The 18637-nt window shown below is 73.1% G+C and carries 18 protein-coding genes; 10 read left to right on the top strand and 8 right to left on the bottom strand.

The genetic code is table 11. From position 1 onward, the window contains the following. From ACF07B_RS14770 to ACF07B_RS14750, 5 genes are all read right to left on the bottom strand, one after another. Positions 1–375: a hypothetical protein gene (locus tag ACF07B_RS14770; RefSeq protein ID WP_328669496.1), complete on the bottom strand. Its 375-nt coding sequence runs from the start codon at positions 373–375 to the stop codon at positions 1–3. A 14-nt stretch (positions 376–389) separates the two neighbouring features. Then, complete coding sequence (locus ACF07B_RS14765) at positions 390–896, bottom strand: roadblock/LC7 domain-containing protein (protein WP_369483762.1); 507 nt, start codon at positions 894–896, stop codon at positions 390–392. A 65-nt stretch (positions 897–961) separates the two neighbouring features. Continuing rightward, positions 962–1774 (bottom strand): transcriptional regulator, encoded by an 813-nt coding sequence (locus tag ACF07B_RS14760; RefSeq protein ID WP_369483761.1) that lies wholly within the window; start codon positions 1772–1774, stop codon positions 962–964. Next, positions 1771–2178, bottom strand: coding sequence for a hypothetical protein (locus ACF07B_RS14755; protein ID WP_037628227.1), 408 nt, complete (start codon positions 2176–2178; stop codon positions 1771–1773). Before ACF07B_RS14755 ends, ACF07B_RS14760 begins: the two co-directional genes overlap by 4 nt. A 305-nt stretch (positions 2179–2483) precedes the next feature. Continuing rightward, complete coding sequence (locus tag ACF07B_RS14750) at positions 2484–3842, bottom strand: diaminopimelate decarboxylase (RefSeq protein WP_392179242.1); 1359 nt, start codon at positions 3840–3842, stop codon at positions 2484–2486. Positions 3843–4021: 179 nt separating this feature from the next. Between ACF07B_RS14750 and hutU the strand changes: the two genes are divergently transcribed. The 4 genes from hutU (at position 4022) to hutI (ending at position 9517) form a co-directional block, all read left to right on the top strand. After that, the gene (gene hutU / locus ACF07B_RS14745; RefSeq protein WP_384240113.1) at positions 4022–5695 is read left to right on the top strand and encodes a urocanate hydratase; all 1674 of its coding nucleotides are present in this window, start codon (positions 4022–4024) and stop codon (positions 5693–5695) included. Then, positions 5692–6915, top strand: a complete 1224-nt coding sequence (locus ACF07B_RS14740; protein WP_369483758.1) for an allantoate amidohydrolase — start codon at positions 5692–5694, stop codon at positions 6913–6915. The genes hutU and ACF07B_RS14740 overlap by 4 nt, the downstream gene beginning before the upstream one ends. Further along, positions 6912–8270, top strand: coding sequence for a formimidoylglutamate deiminase (locus ACF07B_RS14735; protein ID WP_392179241.1), 1359 nt, complete (start codon positions 6912–6914; stop codon positions 8268–8270). Before ACF07B_RS14740 ends, ACF07B_RS14735 begins: the two co-directional genes overlap by 4 nt. Positions 8271–8341: 71 nt before the next feature. Then, a complete protein-coding gene (gene hutI, locus ACF07B_RS14730; protein WP_392179240.1) occupies positions 8342–9517 on the top strand; it encodes an imidazolonepropionase in 1176 nt (391 codons plus the stop codon). 72 nt (positions 9518–9589) lie between these two features. On the opposite strand, the gene ACF07B_RS14725 is transcribed toward hutI, so the two are convergent. From ACF07B_RS14725 to ACF07B_RS14715, 3 genes are all read right to left on the bottom strand, one after another. Then, positions 9590–10246: a ricin-type beta-trefoil lectin domain protein gene (locus ACF07B_RS14725; protein WP_392179239.1), complete on the bottom strand. Its 657-nt coding sequence runs from the start codon at positions 10244–10246 to the stop codon at positions 9590–9592. A gap of 20 nt (positions 10247–10266) precedes the next feature. Continuing rightward, positions 10267–11166 carry a hypothetical protein gene (locus ACF07B_RS14720; protein WP_392179238.1) on the bottom strand — a complete coding sequence of 300 codons (900 nt, stop codon included), beginning with the start codon at positions 11164–11166 and terminating at the stop codon, positions 10267–10269. 361 nt (positions 11167–11527) lie between these two features. Then, positions 11528–12445 (bottom strand): RNA polymerase sigma factor SigF, encoded by a 918-nt coding sequence (locus ACF07B_RS14715; RefSeq protein WP_392179237.1) that lies wholly within the window; start codon positions 12443–12445, stop codon positions 11528–11530. Positions 12446–12695: 250 nt separating this feature from the next. On the opposite strand from ACF07B_RS14715, the gene ACF07B_RS14710 reads away from it, so the two are divergent. The 6 genes from ACF07B_RS14710 to ACF07B_RS14685 all read left to right on the top strand — a co-directional run bounded on the left by ACF07B_RS14710 (position 12696) and on the right by ACF07B_RS14685 (position 18441). Then, positions 12696–13064 (top strand): STAS domain-containing protein, encoded by a 369-nt coding sequence (locus ACF07B_RS14710; RefSeq protein WP_369483753.1) that lies wholly within the window; start codon positions 12696–12698, stop codon positions 13062–13064. A 275-nt stretch (positions 13065–13339) separates the two neighbouring features. After that, positions 13340–13936, top strand: a complete 597-nt coding sequence (locus ACF07B_RS14705; RefSeq protein ID WP_369483752.1) for an ATP-binding protein — start codon at positions 13340–13342, stop codon at positions 13934–13936. Positions 13937–14237: 301 nt separating this feature from the next. Continuing rightward, entirely contained in the window at positions 14238–14975 is a 738-nt protein-coding gene (locus ACF07B_RS14700; RefSeq protein WP_362405090.1) for an LPXTG cell wall anchor domain-containing protein, read from the top strand. 30 nt (positions 14976–15005) lie between these two features. Next, the gene (locus ACF07B_RS14695) at positions 15006–15989 is read left to right on the top strand and encodes a hypothetical protein (RefSeq protein ID WP_392179236.1); all 984 of its coding nucleotides are present in this window, start codon (positions 15006–15008) and stop codon (positions 15987–15989) included. Between the two features lie 5 nt (positions 15990–15994). Beyond that, positions 15995–17104, top strand: coding sequence for a hypothetical protein (locus tag ACF07B_RS14690; protein ID WP_392179525.1), 1110 nt, complete (start codon positions 15995–15997; stop codon positions 17102–17104). Between the two features lie 62 nt (positions 17105–17166). Then, a complete protein-coding gene (locus ACF07B_RS14685; RefSeq protein ID WP_392179524.1) occupies positions 17167–18441 on the top strand; it encodes a hypothetical protein in 1275 nt (424 codons plus the stop codon). Positions 18442–18637: the final 196 nt, after the last annotated feature.

Below are 18637 nucleotides of genomic sequence, written 5' to 3'. Positions count from 1 at the left end.
CTAGATCTCCAGATCGGACTCGATCCGCTTCAACTGGTGCCGGGCCATCGCCAGGTTGGCGCGCTTCTGGTCGAGCACCAGGTACAGGAAGAGGCCGTTGCCGCCTCGCCCCTTCATCAGCCGGATCAGGTGGTACTGGTCGGAAAGCGTGATCAGGATGTCCTCGATGTCGCCCTTCAGGCCCAGGTGTTCCATCGTGCGCAGTTTCGCGCGGACGACGTCGGTGTTGCCGGCGGCCGCGACCGTGAGGTCGAAGCTCTTGCTGCCGCCGATGGTGCCCAGCGCCATTCCGCTCGTGTAGTCGACGAGGGCGGCACCGGTCGCGCCCTCGATGGACGCCAGAGCCTCTTTGAGGGCGGTCTCGGTGTTCGTCATGATGGGGTGCTCCTTCAGCTCTCTGATGTTCTCGGGTGGTTGGTGGCAGGAGTGGATGTGGACCGCGGAGTGGTGCCGCGGGGGGTGCGCGTGCGCAGCGGGGTCTTGGCGGAGGTCCTGGCCGGTTCGGCGGCCGGCTCGCCGCGCGCCGTGGCGGCGTCGACGAGTTCGCCGATCCGGGTGCCGGAGCGCCGCCCCTCCAGGTGCAGCCGGCCGACGTTGACCCGGTCCTGGGCGAGCAGGGTCAGCACGGCGGAGCCGCCCGCCGCGTACGTCGCGACATAGCCGTGCACGCCGCGCACCAGCAGCTCGCGCAGGTCGCCGTGTCCGGTGGAATCGGCCATGCGGATGGCGACCCCCAGGGCGGCCGCGGTGAGCGCGGCCAGGCCGTCCGGCTCCACGCCGGGTGTGTCGTGGGCGAGGACGAGACCGTCGGCGCTGGCCGCGAGCGCTCCGGTCAGCTGGGGCACCCGGGCCCTCAGCCGATGGAGCTCGTCCAGGACTTCGGCCTCCGCCGCCATCAGCAGTCTCCTCTCGGCACGCTGTCGTAGCGCGCGGATCACAAGGCCTCCCCCGGGGTTGGGACTCACAAGGCCTCCAGCGCGACTCTGAGTCGCCGCAGCAACGCGACGTCGGGATCGGTGGAGGTCTGGGTGAGCACGCTGGGCGGGGGAAGCGGCTGCGGTTCGGGCGCGGCCGTCACGAGTCCGGCTGCGGCGAGCCGGCGCAGGTCGACGAGCGTGTGAAAGGCGGGCCGCCCCAGCGCGAGGGACACGTCCGCCGCCGTGCGGACGCCGTCCACCAGGCCGAGGACGGCCTCCTGCCGGATCGGCACCGTCGGCCCCGCGGCGAGCAGGGCGCGCCGCAGCGGCGCGGTGTCGGTCGCCGGGTCGGGCCAGATCCGGTGCAGGAGTTCACGCCGGCGCACCGTCTCGCGCTCCAGCGCGGCGACCGGGACCGGGCGGAGCGGGCCGAACCAGTGCGCGGCGCCGTACCGGAAGCGGCTCGGGGTGCTGCTCGGACCGAGCACGAAGTACGCGGCGTCGTACAGCGAGCCGAGGTGGCACAGCTCCAGCGCGCCCTCCGCGATCCGCCCGCTGTCGATAAGGAACCGGCCGACCTGGCGGCGCGCCCCGGCCGCGGCGACGGCCTCCTGCCACACCTCGGGGGCCAGGACGCCGTGGACGGAGAACAGGACGTCGAGCCCGGGTGTGGCCGGGCTCTCGGCGTGCACCACCTCGCCGTCGGCGAGGTAGAGGGTGCCGCGCTCGCGGATGAGGACGCCGGTGGCCCGTTCGTCGGCGAGCCGGCTGAGCATCGGTGAGGCGCCGCCGGGGGCGCCGGGTGCGGGGTCCCGTATGGGGAGCCGGGGCGGGGGAGGGGTCCTGACCGTGGTCATACGAGCACCAGCCGTCCGGCCATCTCGCCCAGCCGGATGCGTGCCAGAGCGAGGTTGCCGTCGGAGCGGGCCAGCCACAGATGGAGGAACACGCTGCTGTCGAAGGCGGTCCGGACGAATCGCAGGACGTGATAGCTGTCGCGGTTGCTGATGATCAGGTCTTCGATGGGGGTCTCCTGGTCGGACCACTCGGACCAGTCGGAACCGCCCTTGGGGGCGAACGAGCGGTTCTCCGCGGCGAGCCGGGCCAGCTCGGCGGCCTCCGCCGCGGTCGTCTCGTGGTCGTCGCCCGGAGCGTCACCGACCGTGCCCAGAGCCAGGCCGCTGGTCCAGTCGACCACCGAGGCGCCGCGCGCACCGGGCAGTGTCATGGCCTCCAGCAGGCACTCGTCGATACCGGGCACCGTGTCTCCCTCCCGCCAAAGGGTTCGGCCGAGTGACGCCGAAGTTACGCACTGTGTGCACGGGAAGGGAGTGATCCGGCATTTTCCTGTGGAAAATGCCCGAGCTGACTAAGGTGGGTCAACTGACCACATTCTCAGGCGCGCTCAAACCACCTGTGGTCCGTTTGTGCTGCCTTGGAGCGGCGGGGCAGGGGTGCACATGGGTGCGCATGGGCGCCCGCCGCTCTCCGTGCGCCCCGGTGTCCGCCGGTCGGCGCGGTGCCGGTCGGTGCGGTGCGGTGTTGGTCGGTGCGGTGCCGATCTGGCTACAGGCCGGTGAGGGAGCGGGGGTGTGCGCCGCCCGACTCCGCGACGATCTCGTCGAGGGTCTGAGGCTCCCGCACGACCGCGAAGCGAACGCCTCCCGCGTCGCCCCCGGCCGGTGTGAAGCCGTAGACGCCGGGACGGGCCAGGGAGTTGTAGGCGTAGTGGTGGGCGAAGTAGTACGCGCCCGTGTCCAGCGCGGCCACGTGGTCGCCCTGTTCGAGCAGCGGCAGCGGGCGCCCCTCGGCGAGCAGGTCGCCCGCGAAGCAGGCCGGGCCCGCGACGTCCTGGACGACGTCCGGCCCCGTCTTGGGGCGGCCCTTCGCGTCGTACGCGGCGATCCGCAGCGGCCACGACCCGGGCGCGTACACCGTGCGGGTCGCCACCTGCACCCCGGCGTGGGTGACCGCGATCGCCCGGCCCCCGGCGGACTTCGTGTACTCGACCCGGGCCAGCACCGTCCCGTGCTTGGCCAGCAGCGACCGCCCGAACTCGGTGACCAGCCCGTACCGCCCGTCGAAGAGTCCCGGTGTCCCCTGCGCGAGCAGCCGCGCGTACCGCGCGTACGTCGGTGTGGTGGCGTCGGAGGTGAAGTCGACGGGCAGCCCGCCGCCGATGTCGATCGTGTCGACCTGCCGTCGCCCGACGTGCCGGTTGATCTCCTCGGCCAGCGCGTACGTCTCCGCCACGCCCCGCGCCATCAGCGGGAGCGGCATGCCCTGCGAACCCGAGTGCGCGTGCAGCCGGGTCAGCCAGGGCCGGTCGGCGTAGGCCCGCAGGATCCACGCGCGCGCCCCCTCGTCCCGCAGCGCGACCCCGAACTTGGAGGTCGCCGTCGCGGTGGACAATGCCTCGATCGAACCCCCGCCGACCTGCGGGTTCACCCGGATTCCGAGAGGGGATCCGGTGGCGGCCGAGCGGACGGCGGCGTCGATGCGGTCCAGCTCCTGCGGGCTGTCCGCGTTGACCGCGACACCCAGCGCCAGCGCCTCGCGCAGGTCGGCGGGCGTCTTGGCCGGCGAGTCGAGCACGGTCCGCCCGGCCGGGATCCCGGCCGCCGTGGCGAGCGCGAGTTCCCCGGGGCTCGCCACCTCCGCGCCGATGCCCTGCTCGCGCAGCAGTCGCAGCACGGGCACGAGCGGCGTCGCCTTCACCGCGAAGGTGTGCAGCACCGGAGTGCCGGGAGCGGTCACGGCGTCGAAGGCGGCGTGCAGCGCGGCGGCCGAGGCCCGGATGCCGGGGACGTCGAGGAGCGCGACGATGGGACGGCCGGGAGTGAGGAGCCCCTGCTCGACGGCGGCCCGCACGGCGTCGTCCCGCCGCGAGACCCGCGCCGCGTCCGAAGTCTCCGCCCAAGACATCGCAGCCCCATTCGTCCCGTCGTCGCCAGCCCGGTCCCCTGCCCTGTCCATGTCTGCGCCCATGCGTCCCAGCCAAACATCCGAGAGGGGGGCGTGCGGGGCCACGCACCTATTGACTAGCTCTATTCAAAAGGCCAGGATGTGAATATCTATAGCAACAGTCCGCTGGGAGGCAGACCATGTCAGGACCCCGCCCCGTCCGAGCGCCGCGCGGTACGGAACTGAGCGCCCTGGGATGGCAGCAGGAAGCCGCCCTGCGGATGCTGCAGAACAACCTCGACCCCGAGGTCGCCGAGCACCCCGACAAGCTCGTCGTCTACGGCGGCACCGGCAAGGCCGCCCGCGACTGGCGCTCCTTCGACGCCATGGTCCGCACACTGCGCACGCTCAAGCAGGACGAGACGATGCTCGTCCAGTCCGGCCGCCCCGTCGGCGTCATGCAGACCCACGAGTGGGCCCCGCGCGTCCTCATCGCCAACTCCAACCTGGTCGGCGACTGGGCCAACTGGGAGGAGTTCCGGCGCCTGGAGCAGCTCGGCCTGACCATGTACGGCCAGATGACCGCCGGTTCCTGGATCTACATCGGCACCCAGGGCATCCTCCAGGGCACCTACGAGACCTTCTCCGCCGTCGCCGCGAAGAAGTTCAACGGCACCCTCGCCGGCACCATCACGCTGACCGCCGGTCTCGGCGGCATGGGTGGCGCCCAGCCGCTCGCCGTGACGATGAACGACGGCGTCGCGATCTGTATCGACGTCGACCCGCGCGCCATCGAGCGCCGCATCGAGCACCGCTACCTGGACGTGAGGGCCGACTCCCTGGAGCACGCCCTCCAGCTCGCCGTCGAGGCCCGCGACCAGCGCAAGCCGCTCTCCATCGGCCTGCTCGGCAACGCGGCGGAGCTGTTGCCCCGCATGCTCGCCGAGGGCGCGCCCATCGACATCGTGACCGACCAGACCTCGGCCCACGACCCGCTCGCCTACCTCCCCGTCGGCGTCGACTTCGACGACATGGCCGACGCGGCCGCCAAGGACCCGGCGGGCTTCACCACCCGCGCCCGCGAGTCCATGGCCCAGCACGTCGAGGCCATGGTCGGCTTCATGGACGCCGGTGCCGAGGTCTTCGACTACGGCAACTCCATCCGCGGCGAGGCCCAGCTCGCCGGGTACGACCGCGCCTTCGCCTTCCCCGGCTTTGTCCCCGCCTACATCCGCCCGCTCTTCTCCGAGGGCAAGGGCCCCTTCCGCTGGGCCGCCCTGTCCGGCGAGGCCTCCGACATCCACAAGACGGACAAGGCGATCCTCGACCTCTTCCCGGAGAACGAGTCGCTGCACCGCTGGATCAAGCTGGCCGGTGAGCGCGTCCACTTCCAGGGCCTGCCCGCCCGAATCTGCTGGCTCGGCTACGGCGAGCGCGACAAGGCCGGTGAGCGCTTCAACGACATGGTGGCCTCCGGCGAACTCGCCGCCCCCCTCGCCATCGGCCGTGACCACCTCGACTGCGGCTCCGTCGCCTCCCCGTACCGCGAGACCGAGGCCATGCTCGACGGCTCCGACGCGATCGCCGACTGGCCGCTCCTGAACGCCATGGTGAACGTCGCCTCCGGCGCGTCCTGGGTCTCCATCCACCACGGCGGCGGCGTCGGCATGGGCCGCTCCATCCACGCGGGCCAGGTCTCCGTCGCCGACGGCACCAAGCTCGCCGGCGAGAAGATCCGCCGCGTCCTGACGAACGACCCCGGCATGGGCGTCATCCGGCACGTCGACGCCGGCTACGACATCGCCGAGACCGTCGCCGACGAGCGCGGTGTGCGCATCCCGATGCGCGAGGGCGACGAGGACGGCACCGCGTGACCTTCCACAGCATGTGGGCGGAGCTGCTGCCGATCGGCCGCAGCTCCGCCTCCGGCGGCTACCGCCGGTTCGCCTGGAGCGGCGCCGACACCGACTGCCGCGCCTGGTTCCGGCAGCAGGCCGAGTCCCGCGGGCTCACCTACGAGCTCGACCGCAACGGCAACCAGTGGGCCTGGCTCGGCGACCCCGCCGAAGGGGACGCCGTGGTCACCGGGTCCCACCTGGACTCCGTGCCCGACGGCGGCGCCTTCGACGGCCCCCTCGGCGTCGTCTCCTCCTTCGCCGCGCTCGACGAACTCCGCGCCCGCGGCGTCCGGTTCACCAAGCCCCTCGCCATCGTCAACTTCGGCGACGAGGAAGGCGCCCGCTTCGGCCTCGCCTGCGTCGGCTCCCGGCTGGCCGCCGGACAGCTCACCGTCGAGCAGGCGCACCGGCTCACCGACGCCGACGGCATCACCCTGCCGCAGGCCATGGAGCGCGCCGGGTACGACCCCGGCGCCATCGGCCCCGACCCCGAACGGCTCGGCCGGATCGGCGCCTTCGTCGAACTGCACGTCGAGCAGGGCCGCGCCCTCGACATCGGCGGCGACCAGGTCGGCATCGCCAGCGCCATCTGGCCGCACGGCCGCTGGCGCTTCGACTTCCGGGGCGAGGCCAACCACGCCGGCACGACCCGGCTCGTGGACCGCCACGACCCGATGCTGCCGTACGCCGAGACCGTCCTCGCCGCCCGCCGCGAGGCCCGTCTCGCGGGCGCCGTCGCCACCTTCGGCAAGATCGCCGTCGAGCCGAACGGCGTGAACGCCATCCCCTCCCTCGTGCGCGGCTGGCTCGACTCCCGCGCCGCCGACCAGGCGACCCTCGACACGGTCGTCGGCGGCGTCGAGAAGGCGGCCCGCGAGTACGCCGACGCCCAGGGCGTCGAACTCGACGTGATCCGCGAGTCGTTCACCCCCGTCGTCGAGTTCGAGCACGCGCTGCGCGACGAACTCGCCCGCATCCTGGGCAAGGAGCGGGACGCCGTCCTGAGCGTCCCCGTCCTGGGAACGGGTGCCGGACACGACGCCGGAATCCTCTCCGGCACCGTCCCGACCGCCATGCTGTTCGTACGCAACCCCACGGGTGTCTCGCACTCCCCGGCCGAGTTCGCCGCCGAGGACGACTGCGTGGCCGGGGTGACCGCACTCGCCGACGTACTCGAAGGGCTGGCCTGCAGGTGACACAGACGTACTGGCTGGAGCACGCCTGGCTCGACACCCACGTCGAGCCGGGCGTCGCCGTGACCGTGTCGGGCGGCGGCTCCGCGGCCGGTGCCGACGGCCGTGTCACCGACGTCCGCACCGGCGTCGACACCCCGCCTCCGGGAGCCGAGATCCTGCGCGGACTCACCCTCCCCGGCCTCGCCAACGCCCACTCGCACGCCTTCCACCGCGCCCTGCGCGGCACCGTCCAGGTCGGCTCCGGCACCTTCTGGACCTGGCGCGAGATCATGTACTCCTTCGCTGACCGGCTGACCCCGGAGACCTACCACGCGCTGGCCCGCGCGGTGTACGCGGAGATGGCGCTCGCCGGAGTCACCGCCGTCGGTGAATTCCACTACGTGCACCACGCCCACGACGGCACCCCCTACACCGACCCCAACGCCATGGGCGAGGCACTCATCGCCGCCGCCGCCGACGCCGGGATCCGCGTCACCCTGCTCGACACGGCCTACCTCTCCTCCGGCTTCGGACAGCCGCCCAACCCGCACCAGCGGCGCTTCTCCGACGGCACCGCCGACGCCTGGGCGGAACGCTCTTCACTTCTCAAGGACCGGGATCACGCACGGATCGGGGCGGCGATCCACTCCGTACGGGCCGTGCCCGCCGGACAGCTCGCCACCGTCGCGCGCTGGGCCGAGGAGCGGCGCGCCCCGCTCCATGTGCACCTGTCCGAGCAGACGGCGGAGAACGAGGCCTGCCTCGCCGCCCACGGCCGCACACCCACCCGTCTGCTCGCCGACCACGGCGTCCTCGGACCGCGCACCACCGGCGTCCACAACACGCACCTCACCGACGAGGACATCGCCCTCATCGGCGGCTCCGGCACCGGCACCTGCATGTGCCCGACCACCGAGCGCGACCTCGCCGACGGCATCGGCCCCGCCGTCGCCCTCCAGCGCGCGGGCTCACCCCTGTCGCTCGGCTCCGACAGCCACGCCGTCATCGACCTCCTCGAAGAGGCCCGCGCGATGGAGCTGAACGAGCGGCTGCGCACCCGCACCCGCGGTCACTGGACGGCCGCCGCCCTGCTGCGCGCCGCCTCCGCCGACGGCCACGCGGCCCTCGGCTGGGACGACGCGGGCACCATCGAGACGGGCGCGCTCGCCGACTTCACGACGATCGCCCTCGACACGGTCAGAACAGCGGGACCGGTGCCACGCCTCGGCGCGGAGACAGCCGTATTCGCGGCCACGGGCGCCGATGTCCGGCACACGGTCGTGGCGGGCCGGCACGTCGTGCGCGACGGCGCGCACACGCTCGTACCGGATGTGCCGGCAGCGCTCGCGAACGCCGTCCAGGCGCTGCGCTCCTGACTCCCGGGAGGGCGGGAGAAACCGCCCTCCCGACGCCCCCCACCAGCAGTCCCGCCACCCCTGAGGACGCCATGAGCAGCACGACCGTCATCACCAACATCGCCAGTCTGGTCACCAACGATCCCTCCCTCGGCGACGGTTCTCCCCTCGGTCTGATCCAGGACGCGGCGCTCGTCATCGACGGCGACCGCGTCGCGTGGACCGGTGAATCAAGCAAAGCACCCGCCACTGACAACCGGGTCGACGCCGGCGGTCGCGCGGTGATCCCCGGCTTCGTCGACTCCCACTCGCACCTGGTCTTCGCCGGCGACCGCACCCAGGAGTTCAACGCCCGGATGTCCGGACGCGCGTACAGCGCGGGCGGCATCCGCACCACCGTCGCCGCCACCCGCGCCGCCTCCGACGAGGAACTGGAGCGCAACCTCACGCGGTACCTGCGCGAGGCCCTCCACCAGGGCACCACGACCTTCGAGACCAAGTCGGGCTACGGCCTGACCGTCCGGGACGAGGCCCGCGCGCTGCGCGTCGCCGCCACGCACACCGACGAGGTCACCTACCTGGGCGCGCACATCGTCCCGCCCGACTACGCCGACGACCCGGCCGGCTACGTCGCCCTGGTGACCGGCGAGATGCTCGACGCCTGTGCCCCGTACGCCCGCTGGGTGGACGTCTTCTGCGAGAAGGGCGCCTTCGACGGCGACCAGGCGCGGGCGATCCTCACGGCCGGCAAGGCCAAGGGCCTGCACCCGCGCGTGCACGCCAACCAGCTCTCGTACGGCCCCGGTGTCCAGCTCGCCGTCGAGCTGGACGCGGCGAGCGCCGACCACTGCACGCATCTGACCGACGCGGACGTCGACGCCCTCGCGAGCGGCGACACCGTGGCGACCCTGCTCCCCGGCGCCGAGTTCTCCACCCGCGCCGAGTGGCCGAACGCCCGCAGGCTGATCGACGCGGGTGTCACGGTCGCGCTGTCCACGGACTGCAACCCGGGCTCGTCCTTCACGTCGTCCGTGCCCTTCTGCATCGCGCTCGCGGTACGGGACATGCGGATGACCCCGGACGAGGCCGTGTGGTCGGCGACCGCGGGAGGCGCGCGGGCCCTGCGCCGGGACGACGTCGGCCGTCTCGCGCCGGGCGCCTACGCGGACCTCACCCTGCTGGACGCCCCCAGCCACGTCCACCTCGCCTACCGTCCGGGTGTCCCGCTGGTCACCGGCGTCTGGCGGCGCGGCGTCCGCGAGGTCTGAGCGCGCCCGCGGAGGCGGGCCGAGGCCGGCCTCCGTACGCGGACCGAGACGGGGCCGGGACGAAGGGAACCGTCAGGTGGTGCCCGCGCGCCAGCGCTGGCCAGTGCCCCCGTTCAGCGGCACCAGGGCCAGGCCGCCGTCGCCGTCCGGCGTCATCGCCGTCTCGATGGCCACGGCCGGGCGGATCACCCCGTCCCCGTCGACGGTGAAGCGGAGGTTGTCGCCGTGGTCGCCGTCGAGCGAGGAGCACTCCCAGATGCCCACGCCCTTGTCGACCGAGCCGCGGCTGTCCAGGCAGAAGTCGTCGTCGGCGGCCGAACGGAGGGAACCGCTGCCGGTGTCGACGCGCCAGCGCTGGGTGGAGGAGGAGGTGCAGGGCGCGGTGACGACGTCCGTGCGCTTCTCCAGGTCGCCGTCGCGGATGTCCAGGCAGAGCCCGGAGGCGACGTTCACCACCTGGGCGTAGGCGCCGCCCGGCGGGCGGAAGGCGGCGGTCGGGGTCGGTTTCGGGCGCGGTGACCCCGGCGGTGCCGGGGTGCGGGACGGCGAGGGCGACGCGGACGTCGCCGACGGCGACGGCGAGGCCGTGGGGGCCGACGGGGTGACCGGGACCGTCGCCGTGACGGTCACCGCGGGCGGGCCCGAGGGCGTGGCGACCGAGCCCGCCGCGTCCGTGGACGGCGTGCCGCCCGGGGACAGCAGCAGGAAGAGGACCGGCGCCAGGGCCACGCCGAGCGCCGCCGCCGAGGTCAGGACGACCCGGCGGGACGGCGGCCAGGGCGGGACCGATGTCCGGACGGCGGCGGGAGGCCCGGCCGGGGCGGCCCCCGCCTCCGCCCTCGCCGAGGGCCTGCTGCCGTGCCCGCCCACGGCAGCAGGCCCTCGGCGAGGGCGGAGCGCGGATGGTCGCGCAGGGCGGTCAGTTCCTCGTACGCGGCCGAGCAGTGCGCGCAGCGTGCCATGTGGGTGTGCAGGTCGGTGCTGGAGCGGGGGTTGCCGGGCCGCACCGACTCCTCGATCAGCCGGCGGAAGTCTCCGCAGCGCGGATCGTCCGAGGCGGCCAGCCGGTACTTCAGACAGGCCTGGCCCAGGGACTGGAGTGCCTGGCCGGTGCCGTACGTGACGTCCTCGGCCGTGAGGCCGAGCATGACGGCCGTCCGTTCCGCCGGTTCGCGCTCCACGACCGCGTACCAGATGAGCCCCTGGGCGCGGGACGGAAGGGACTGGAAGGCCGGGAGCAGCGACGGGACGGGGCCGCCGGGGCCCGCCGTGCTGAGGACGAGGAGCAGGCCGGGGTCGAGGCCCGCGGCCCGCTGGTCCCGGGCCCACGAGGCCGCCGCCACCTGCCCGGTGAGCAGCAGGAGCCGGTGCCGCCAGGGGACGTTCGGGTCGATGCCGCGTGCCGTCTCGCGGGCCGCGAGGGTGAAGGTCTGCGCGGCGAGCTGGCCGGCCCCGGAGTCGCCGGTGGTGCACAGCCGGGCGTAGGCGAGGACCGAGGCGCGGTGGCGTGCGCGGAGTTCCTGGAGGGCCGCGTACGCGGTCGAGGTCCCGGCGCGCAGCAGCTCGGTCAGCCGCGCGTCGGACGCGCCCGCGGGCGGTTGGCCGCCCCCGGCCGCGGTGTCTCTGCCGGGAGGGTCGCCCTGCGCCATGTCCGTCCGCCTCCCCGCACCTGGTGCGTGCTCGTCCCGTCCTGACGTACCGGCCAGTTTGGGATGCCCATAGTGACGGGATCGGCCCTCCGGGAAAAGAGTTGGCGGGCAACGATTCCGTGGGAGCGCTCTCAACCTCCCCGCGCGGCAGGCCAGTTGTCTGTGCTGCGCAGACGTTCTCCCGGGTCCGGGGCGAGTGGACCTGACGGAGGGCGGACCGGAGTGCCGCCGGTAGACCGGGTGGGAGGCCGGGCGGGTGGCCGGTGGGGCGGCCGGGCGGGCGGCCGGAAATACGGAGCGGTCCGGCGCTCTCGGCGCCGGACCGCTCTGACGCGCGGCCGCCGTGGGCCGCGAAGTCCTGTCACTCCTCGACGGTCAAGCCCTTGCGGAGCCGCACGAGGGTGCGCGACAGCAGCCGGGAGACGTGCATCTGGGAGATGCCGAGTTCGTCGCCGATCTCGGACTGGGTCATGTTCGCCACGAACCGCAGGGAGAGGATCTGCCGGTCGCGCTGCGGGAGTTCGGCGATCAGCGGCTTGAGGGACTCCACGTACTCGATGCCTTCGAGTCCGGTGTCCTCGTAGCCGATGCGGTCCGCGAGCGCGCCCTCGGAGTCGTCGTCCTCGGGCTGGGCGTCCAGCGAACTGGCCGTGTAGGCGTTCGACGCGGCCATGCCCTCGACGACCTCGTCGCGGCTGATGCCGAGCCGTTCCGCGAGCTCGTTCACGGTCGGCGCGCGGTCGAGACGCTGGGCCAGTTCGTCGCCGGCCTTGGCCAGGTCGAGACGGAGTTCCTGGAGCCTGCGGGGCACCCGCACCGACCAGGAGGTGTCGCGGAAGAAGCGCTTGATCTCGCCGATGATCGTCGGCATCGCGAAGGTGGGGAACTCGACGCCGCGGCTCAGCTCGAACCGGTCGATCGCCTTGATGAGGCCGATGGTGCCGACCTGGATGATGTCCTCCATCGGCTCGCTGCGGGAGCGGAAGCGGGAGGCGGCGAACTTCACCAGCGCGAGGTTGAGTTCGACGAGTGTGTTGCGTACGTACGCGTAGTCGTGCGTGCCCTCTTCGAGGGACTCCAGCCGCGCGAAGAGCGTCTTGGACAGAGCCCGTGCGTCCACCGGCCCCACCTCGTCGTACGGGGGGATCTCCGGAAGTCCGGTGAGTCCGGTGAGTGCGTCGACTCCGTCGGTTCCGGTTTCGTCGACGTGCTCCGGGGATTCCGGAGAAGGTGTCGACGTCGCCGTCAGGGTCTGCGATGCGTCGAGCCGGGGTGACATGTGTCCTCCATCGTTCTCGGCATATGGCCGCCGATGCCGATACGTGCACTGCGGTGTGCGGCGCCTCCAAAGCCGGCCGGGGTCGGATAGGTGTCTCTACTAGCCCTACCCGGTTTCCTGAACCCACCGCAAGTGTCGTTTGCGGCGAAATGTCCATTTTCGAGGGGTTGTTCGGGTGTCGGGTCGCGTAGAGAAGGCGTAGTGTTCGAGTGCGTACGTCAGTAGTCGCGACACTCGGGAGAGAGACGGCATGGAGCGTGGGACGGTCGGCAGCGCACAGTCTGGCCGGCTTCTTGTCGAGGTACGGGAAGAGGGCACGAGTGCCGTCGTGACTCCCGCGGGTGAGCTCGATCACCACACGGCCGATCTGTTGCGTGAGCCACTCGAAGGGTGCCTCGAAAAGGGGTACGCGCGACTGATCATCGACTGTTCCCGTCTGGAGTTCTGTGACTCCACCGGGCTCAACGTGCTGCTCGGCGCCCGGCTGAAGGCCGAGGCCGCGGGTGGCGGGGTCCACCTGGCCGCGATGCAGCCGGTGGTGGCGCGGGTCTTCGAGATCACGGGGGCGGAAGCAGTCTTCACCGTCCACGACACGCTCCAAGCGGCGCTGTCCGGCTGAGCCGTGGGGTCTTCTGTCATGGTGCTGCCTCCGTCCCGGATGTCCCTGCGTGACCGGCGCGTTACTCGCGTCACAGGTTCCGTGCCGAATAAGTGGGTGTTCGGACGGTTCCGTCGGGCAGGAGACATCCTGGATGAGTCGGCGGTCCAGGGGCCGGCGGCCGGTGCGGCGGAAGTTGTTGATCCACAAGCGGCGAAAGCCGTTGATCCATCCGTATTGAAAACTGCGTACTGAGTCTTGAATCGTGACCGGTGAATCGGTGAGGTGAAGCGCTGATGAGCACCACCCGGCCCTGCTCGCCGGGCGACCGCGGCCCGGAGCCGGGCGACGGCGGCGCTTCCGCCGTGCCCGCGCGGAGCGTGGCGCCCGCGGACGGAGCGACGTCCGTCGACAGCGCGTCCCCGGCCGGAGGGACGTCCGTCGACAGTGTCTCCCCGGCCGACGCGGCCCCCGCGTCCGTCGGCCGCCAGGCCCGCAGACTGAGCCTCGACGGTGAGAGCGGTGTCGTGCCGCTCGCCCGCGACTTCGCCCGGCAGGCGCTGTACGCGTGGGGCTGGCTGCCCGCGCCGAGCGCCGACCGCCGGGCCGCCGCCGAGGACGTCCTGCTGGTCGTCTCCGAGCTGGTCACGAACGCCTGCCTGCACGCCGAGGGCCCGGACGAACTCCGGATCTCCTGTGACAACAAGGTGCTGCGCATCGAGGTCTCCGACCGGGGGTCGGGCCAGCCCGCCCCGCGCACCCCGCACCGCGCCGGGCGCCCCGGCGGCCATGGCATGTTCATCGTGCAGCGGCTCTGCCTGGACTGGGGGGTCGTCCGCACGCCCGGAGTCGCGGGCAAGACGGTGTGGGCGGAACTCGGCGCCCCCGCGTAGCCCGTCCGCCCGGCCGCCGTGTGCGGTGGCGGCCTGGTTCATCGGCCCGGCCGCCCGTGTCCGGTGGCCCGGTGCACCGGCCCGGCGCTCGTCGTCGGCCCGGTCCGGCCCGGCGGTGAACCGCCCGCCGGTTTCCCGTTCTTGGTCACCCGCGGTTCGAACTCCTCTTCCCGCGGCACCCGATGCGCGCTGGATCCCCACGGATCCGGCGCGCACTTTGTCTTCCCTCCACAAGTCCCCGGGCGTACCTTGACGGCCGATCTGATGTTCCGTCAGGAAATCGCCAAGGATGCCGTCAGGAATGAGGGGCAGGCCCGTGTCGTACCGGACGTACCAGAAACGAACCGCCGCGCTCGCGTTCGCCGCGGCCCTGGCCGGCTCGGCGGTGCTGACGGCCGCCCCCGCAGCCCAGGCCGCCGTGGTGGACGTCAACTACCAGTGCAAGACGCCGATCGGCGACAAGAGCGCCGTCTCGCCCATCGACATCAAGGGCGTCAAGAGCGGCAGCGCCTACAAGCTCACCATGTCCTGGCAGAAGGGCGTCTCCTCCAGCCCGGTCGAACTCGGCAAGGGCGCGATGACGCCGAGCGCCGTCATCAAGGTGGGTGGCGCGGACAGCGGCACGGTGGCGGTCAGCGGAGCGGCCAACGCGGCCGCCATCCCGGCCAACACCCCCATCAAGATCAATGACTTGAGCGGAACCTACACGCCGAAGAAGTCCGGCAAGGTCACCTTCACCGCGGGCGTCCTCACCATCAAGGCCCTCGGCACCACGACCACCTGCACGCCCTCGAACAGCCCCGGGCCCTCGCTGACCCTCGACGTCACGGCGGCCGGGGGTTCGGGCTCGTCGACCTCGGGCTCCTCCGGGTCCGGTTCCAGTGGGTCCCAGAGCGGCACCGGCTCCGGCGACTCCCTCCCGCAGACCGGCCCCGAGGACTCCGTGATCGCCCTCGGCACCCTCGGCGGCACGGTCCTGCTCGCCGGCGCGGCAGGCGTGCTGTGGCTGACGCGCAGGCATCAGGCGGTACGCCGCTGACCGCCCCGCACCACGACCTGGAGCCGCCGCATGCCGTACGCACTCCCCGCCGCCCGCGTGCTGGGCCTGACCCTGGTGCTGCTGAGCGCGGCACCGACGGCCCTGGCCGCCGAGGGCTGGTCCGTCGTCCCGGCCGCGGGCGGCACGGCCGGCGGGCGGCCCTCCGTCTACGCGGAGGGCGCGCCCGGCACGGTCCTTCAGGACGCGGTGTCCGTGCTCAACCCGGGTGCGCGGCCCCTCACGGTCCGGCTGCGCGGCGCCGCCGCGGACAGCACCGCCGGCCGAGGCTCCACGGTCCGCGAACGGCCGGGGGGCGCGGGCGCGTGGATCGCCTTCGCCGGACACGCGGACGGCCGCAGGACCGCGGTGCGGGAGCTGTCCGTACGGGTGCCGGCGCGTACCCGTGCCGACGTGCCGTTCACCATCGGCGTCCCGGCCGGGGCGGCGCCCGGTGACCATCCCGGCGCGATCGTCGCGAGCGGCGGCGGGCGCGTCTCGGCGGTCCGGGTCCAGCTCCGGGTGGCGGGACCGGCGCTGTCGGCGCTGACCGTCGAGCATGTCAGCGTGGGCGGCGGACGGATCTCGTACGAGCTGGTCAACCGCGGCACCACGGTCCTCGCCCCGCGCCTCGCCGTGCACGCCGACGGGGTCTTCGCCACCCTGCTCGACCGGGGCCCGCGCGCCCTGCCCGTCGAGCTGCCGCCCGGCCGCCGCGTCACGCTCCACGAGCCGTGGACCGACCCGCCGGCGCTCGACGCGGCGGACGTGCGGCTGACGGTGACGGCGGCGGGCGGTGTGCGCTCGACGGCGACCGCGTCGGTCCGGTTCGTGGCGTGGGGGCCGGTGGCCGGGGCGGCGGCCGCGCTGGTGGCGCTGCTGGGCGCCTTGTCCGTCGTACGGCATCGCGGGCGGGGCGGGGAGCGCCGGCCATGGCGTCCCGGGCGCCCGGCGCGGGACGGCTCGTCCGGTGAACAGAGCGGCACGGAAGTCGAGTTGACGGGAGCGGTGTCGTGAGGGTCCTGGGCGGCAAGATACGGACGGCCGCCCTGGGGGCGGTGCTGGCGCTCGTCCTGGTCCCGTGGGCGGTGGCGGCCTCGGCGCCGCCGGCGTCGGCCGCCGGGAAGCCGGGTGTCACGCTCTCCAAGTCCGAGGCGGGGACCGGCGGTTCGATCACCGTGACGGGCAGCGGATGGCGGCCCGGGACGCTGCTGATGATGCTGATCTGCGGGCAGTCCGTGCCCGCGCGCGGGGTGATCGGCGGCACCAACTCCTGCGCCAACTCCGACGGCCGGGCCGTCACCACCGACGCCAAGGGCGGCTTCAGGAAGAAGCTGCCGGTCTCCGAGCCGCCCAAGCCCTGCCCCTGCGTGGTGCATGTCGCCACCGTCACCGGGGAGAAGGCCGAGGCCGACGCCATCTTCATGGTGGCCGGCCACACGGTGAAGCCGCTGCCGAAGGAGGAGGGCGGCGGCCGGATCGCGGTGCTGACCGACCCCCGGCTCGACGGTTCGAGCGGTCTGCTGACCTGGTTCGGCTCACCTCCCTCGCGCACCCTCGTCCTCACCGTCGGCAACGTCGGGACCGGCCCGGTCAAGAACCCGGTCTTCCAGGTCGGCACCTCCCACGGCGTGTTCGCCCCGCAGTGGGAGGAACAGCAGTGGCGCGGCACCGTCGCGCCCGGCCGCAAGGCGCAGATCCGGCTCCCGGTCGAACTGCCGGCCGGGGCGCACGGCGACTACACGGTCTCGCTCAGGTACGGCGGGAAGGTGCTCGCCGAGCAGCCGTGGGGCGTGGGCCGCCCCTGGGGAGTCACCGTCTTCTGGATCCTGCTCTGCGTGGTCGTCCCGGCCGCCGTGTTCCGCGCCGGCATGGCCGTGGTGGACCGGGTGCGTCCCCGCAGGTCGGCCGGGCGGGCGGGCCGGCACCGGGGGCTGAGGCCGTCCGAACTCACCCTGCGCATGCCATGGGCGAACCCCGGTTCCCCGGCACCGGCGGACGACCCGGCCTCCCCGGTTCCGGCCCTGCCCTGGTTCACCGCGGACAACGATCCGGGGACCGGGGCGAACGGTCAGCTCTCCGCACCGCACGAGAACGGTCCGACGACGCAGACGAGGAAGGGGCATACGTGAGCAGGCAACGGAGAGTGGTAGCGGCCCAAGGCCGCAGAACGGGCGCGGCCGGGGTCGCGCTGATGCTCGGCGGTGCGGGCATCCTGCTGGGGGTGGCCGCCGTTCCGGCGCAGGCCGCCGAGGTGTCGTACAAGACGGAGTGCATCCCGCCCGCGATCTCCGGGCTGCCCGCCGTGCAGGGCACCACGAAGGTGGAGATCACCGCGCCCGCCGAGGCGAAGGTGGGCGACGAGGTCACGATCACCTGGAAGTTCACCCAGGCCGCCTCGAAGAACCCCGACGTCCTCGACCTCGACGCGAACACCGTCAAGCCCACCGGCACGCTGAAGGCGGGCGGCGCGCAGACGGCGGACATCGCGATGGAGGGGCCGCGCACGAACCCCGCGATCCCCAAGAACAGCGACATGAAGCTGTCCGACATGACGGGCAGGCTGAAGCTGACGGCGGCGGGCGATGTCACGCTCACCCCGGACGCGTACAACATCAATGTCAGCAAGCCGATCTCCACCGACACCAAGTGCACACCCAAGGAGGCGGTGAACCCCTCGGCGACCATCAAGGTGACGAGCGGTGGCGGTTCGGGCGGCACGCCGACCCCGACTCCCACGCCCACTCCCACCCCGACCTCGACGTCGCCGAGCGGTTCGGCCACCCCGTCGCCCAGCGGCAGCGGGACCGACGGGGGCGCCGACACCGGCGGTTCCGGCGGGCAGACGGACTTCACGGGCAAGGAGGTCTCCGTCCCCTACGCGTGCAAGACGCCCATCGGAGACAAGAACGCCACTTCGGCCGTCCAGATCAACGCCAGGAAGAGCGGCGGGAGTTTCGACCTCACCGTGCAGTTCAAGGCGTCGGTGATGGACAGCCCGGCGGACATCCCCGCGGATTCCGTGAAGCCGTCGATGGAGGTGGTCCTGGGCGGCGCCGACAAGGGCACGGTGCATGTGGAGGGTCCGACGAACTCCGCGCCCATCAAGTCCGGCGACCCGATCGCGATCCCCGATCTGAAGGGCACCTACAAACCGGGCGCGACCGGTAGTTCGACGCTGTCCCCGGGAGTGCTGACGGTGATGGCCCTCGGCACGACGACGACCTGCACCCCGACCAAGTCCGAGGTCTCGCTGACCCTGGACACCTCGGAGCAGGCGAACGGCGCCTCGGGCGGCGGGTCCTCCGGCTCCGGCTCCGGTTCCGCCGGTACGTCGTCGTCCGGCGGCCTGGCGGAGACGGGCTCCGACAGCCACGGCGCCCTCAAGGCGCTCGGACTGGTGGCGGGCACGGTCGTCCTGCTGGGCGGCGCGGTCTTCACCTTCATGCCGGGCCGCCGGACACGCTGACCGGCACCCGCCGGCCCTGACCGGGGCACTCGCCCCGGTCGCCGGCCGGCCGCGGAAACGGCGCGGGGGGGGGGCCCCCCCCCCCGGGGGGGGGGCCCCCCCCCCCCCCCGGGGGGCCCCCCCCGGGGGGCCCCCCCCCCCGGGGGGGGCCCCGGGGGGGGGGGGGGGGGGGGCCGCGGGGGGCGGCCCGGCGCCC

Source organism: Streptomyces sp. NPDC015532 (assembly GCF_043078065.1).
Lineage (GTDB): Bacteria > Actinomycetota > Actinomycetes > Streptomycetales > Streptomycetaceae > Streptomyces.
Note: the sequence above shows the minus strand (reverse complement) of the source record. Positions and strands in the feature narration are given on the sequence as shown.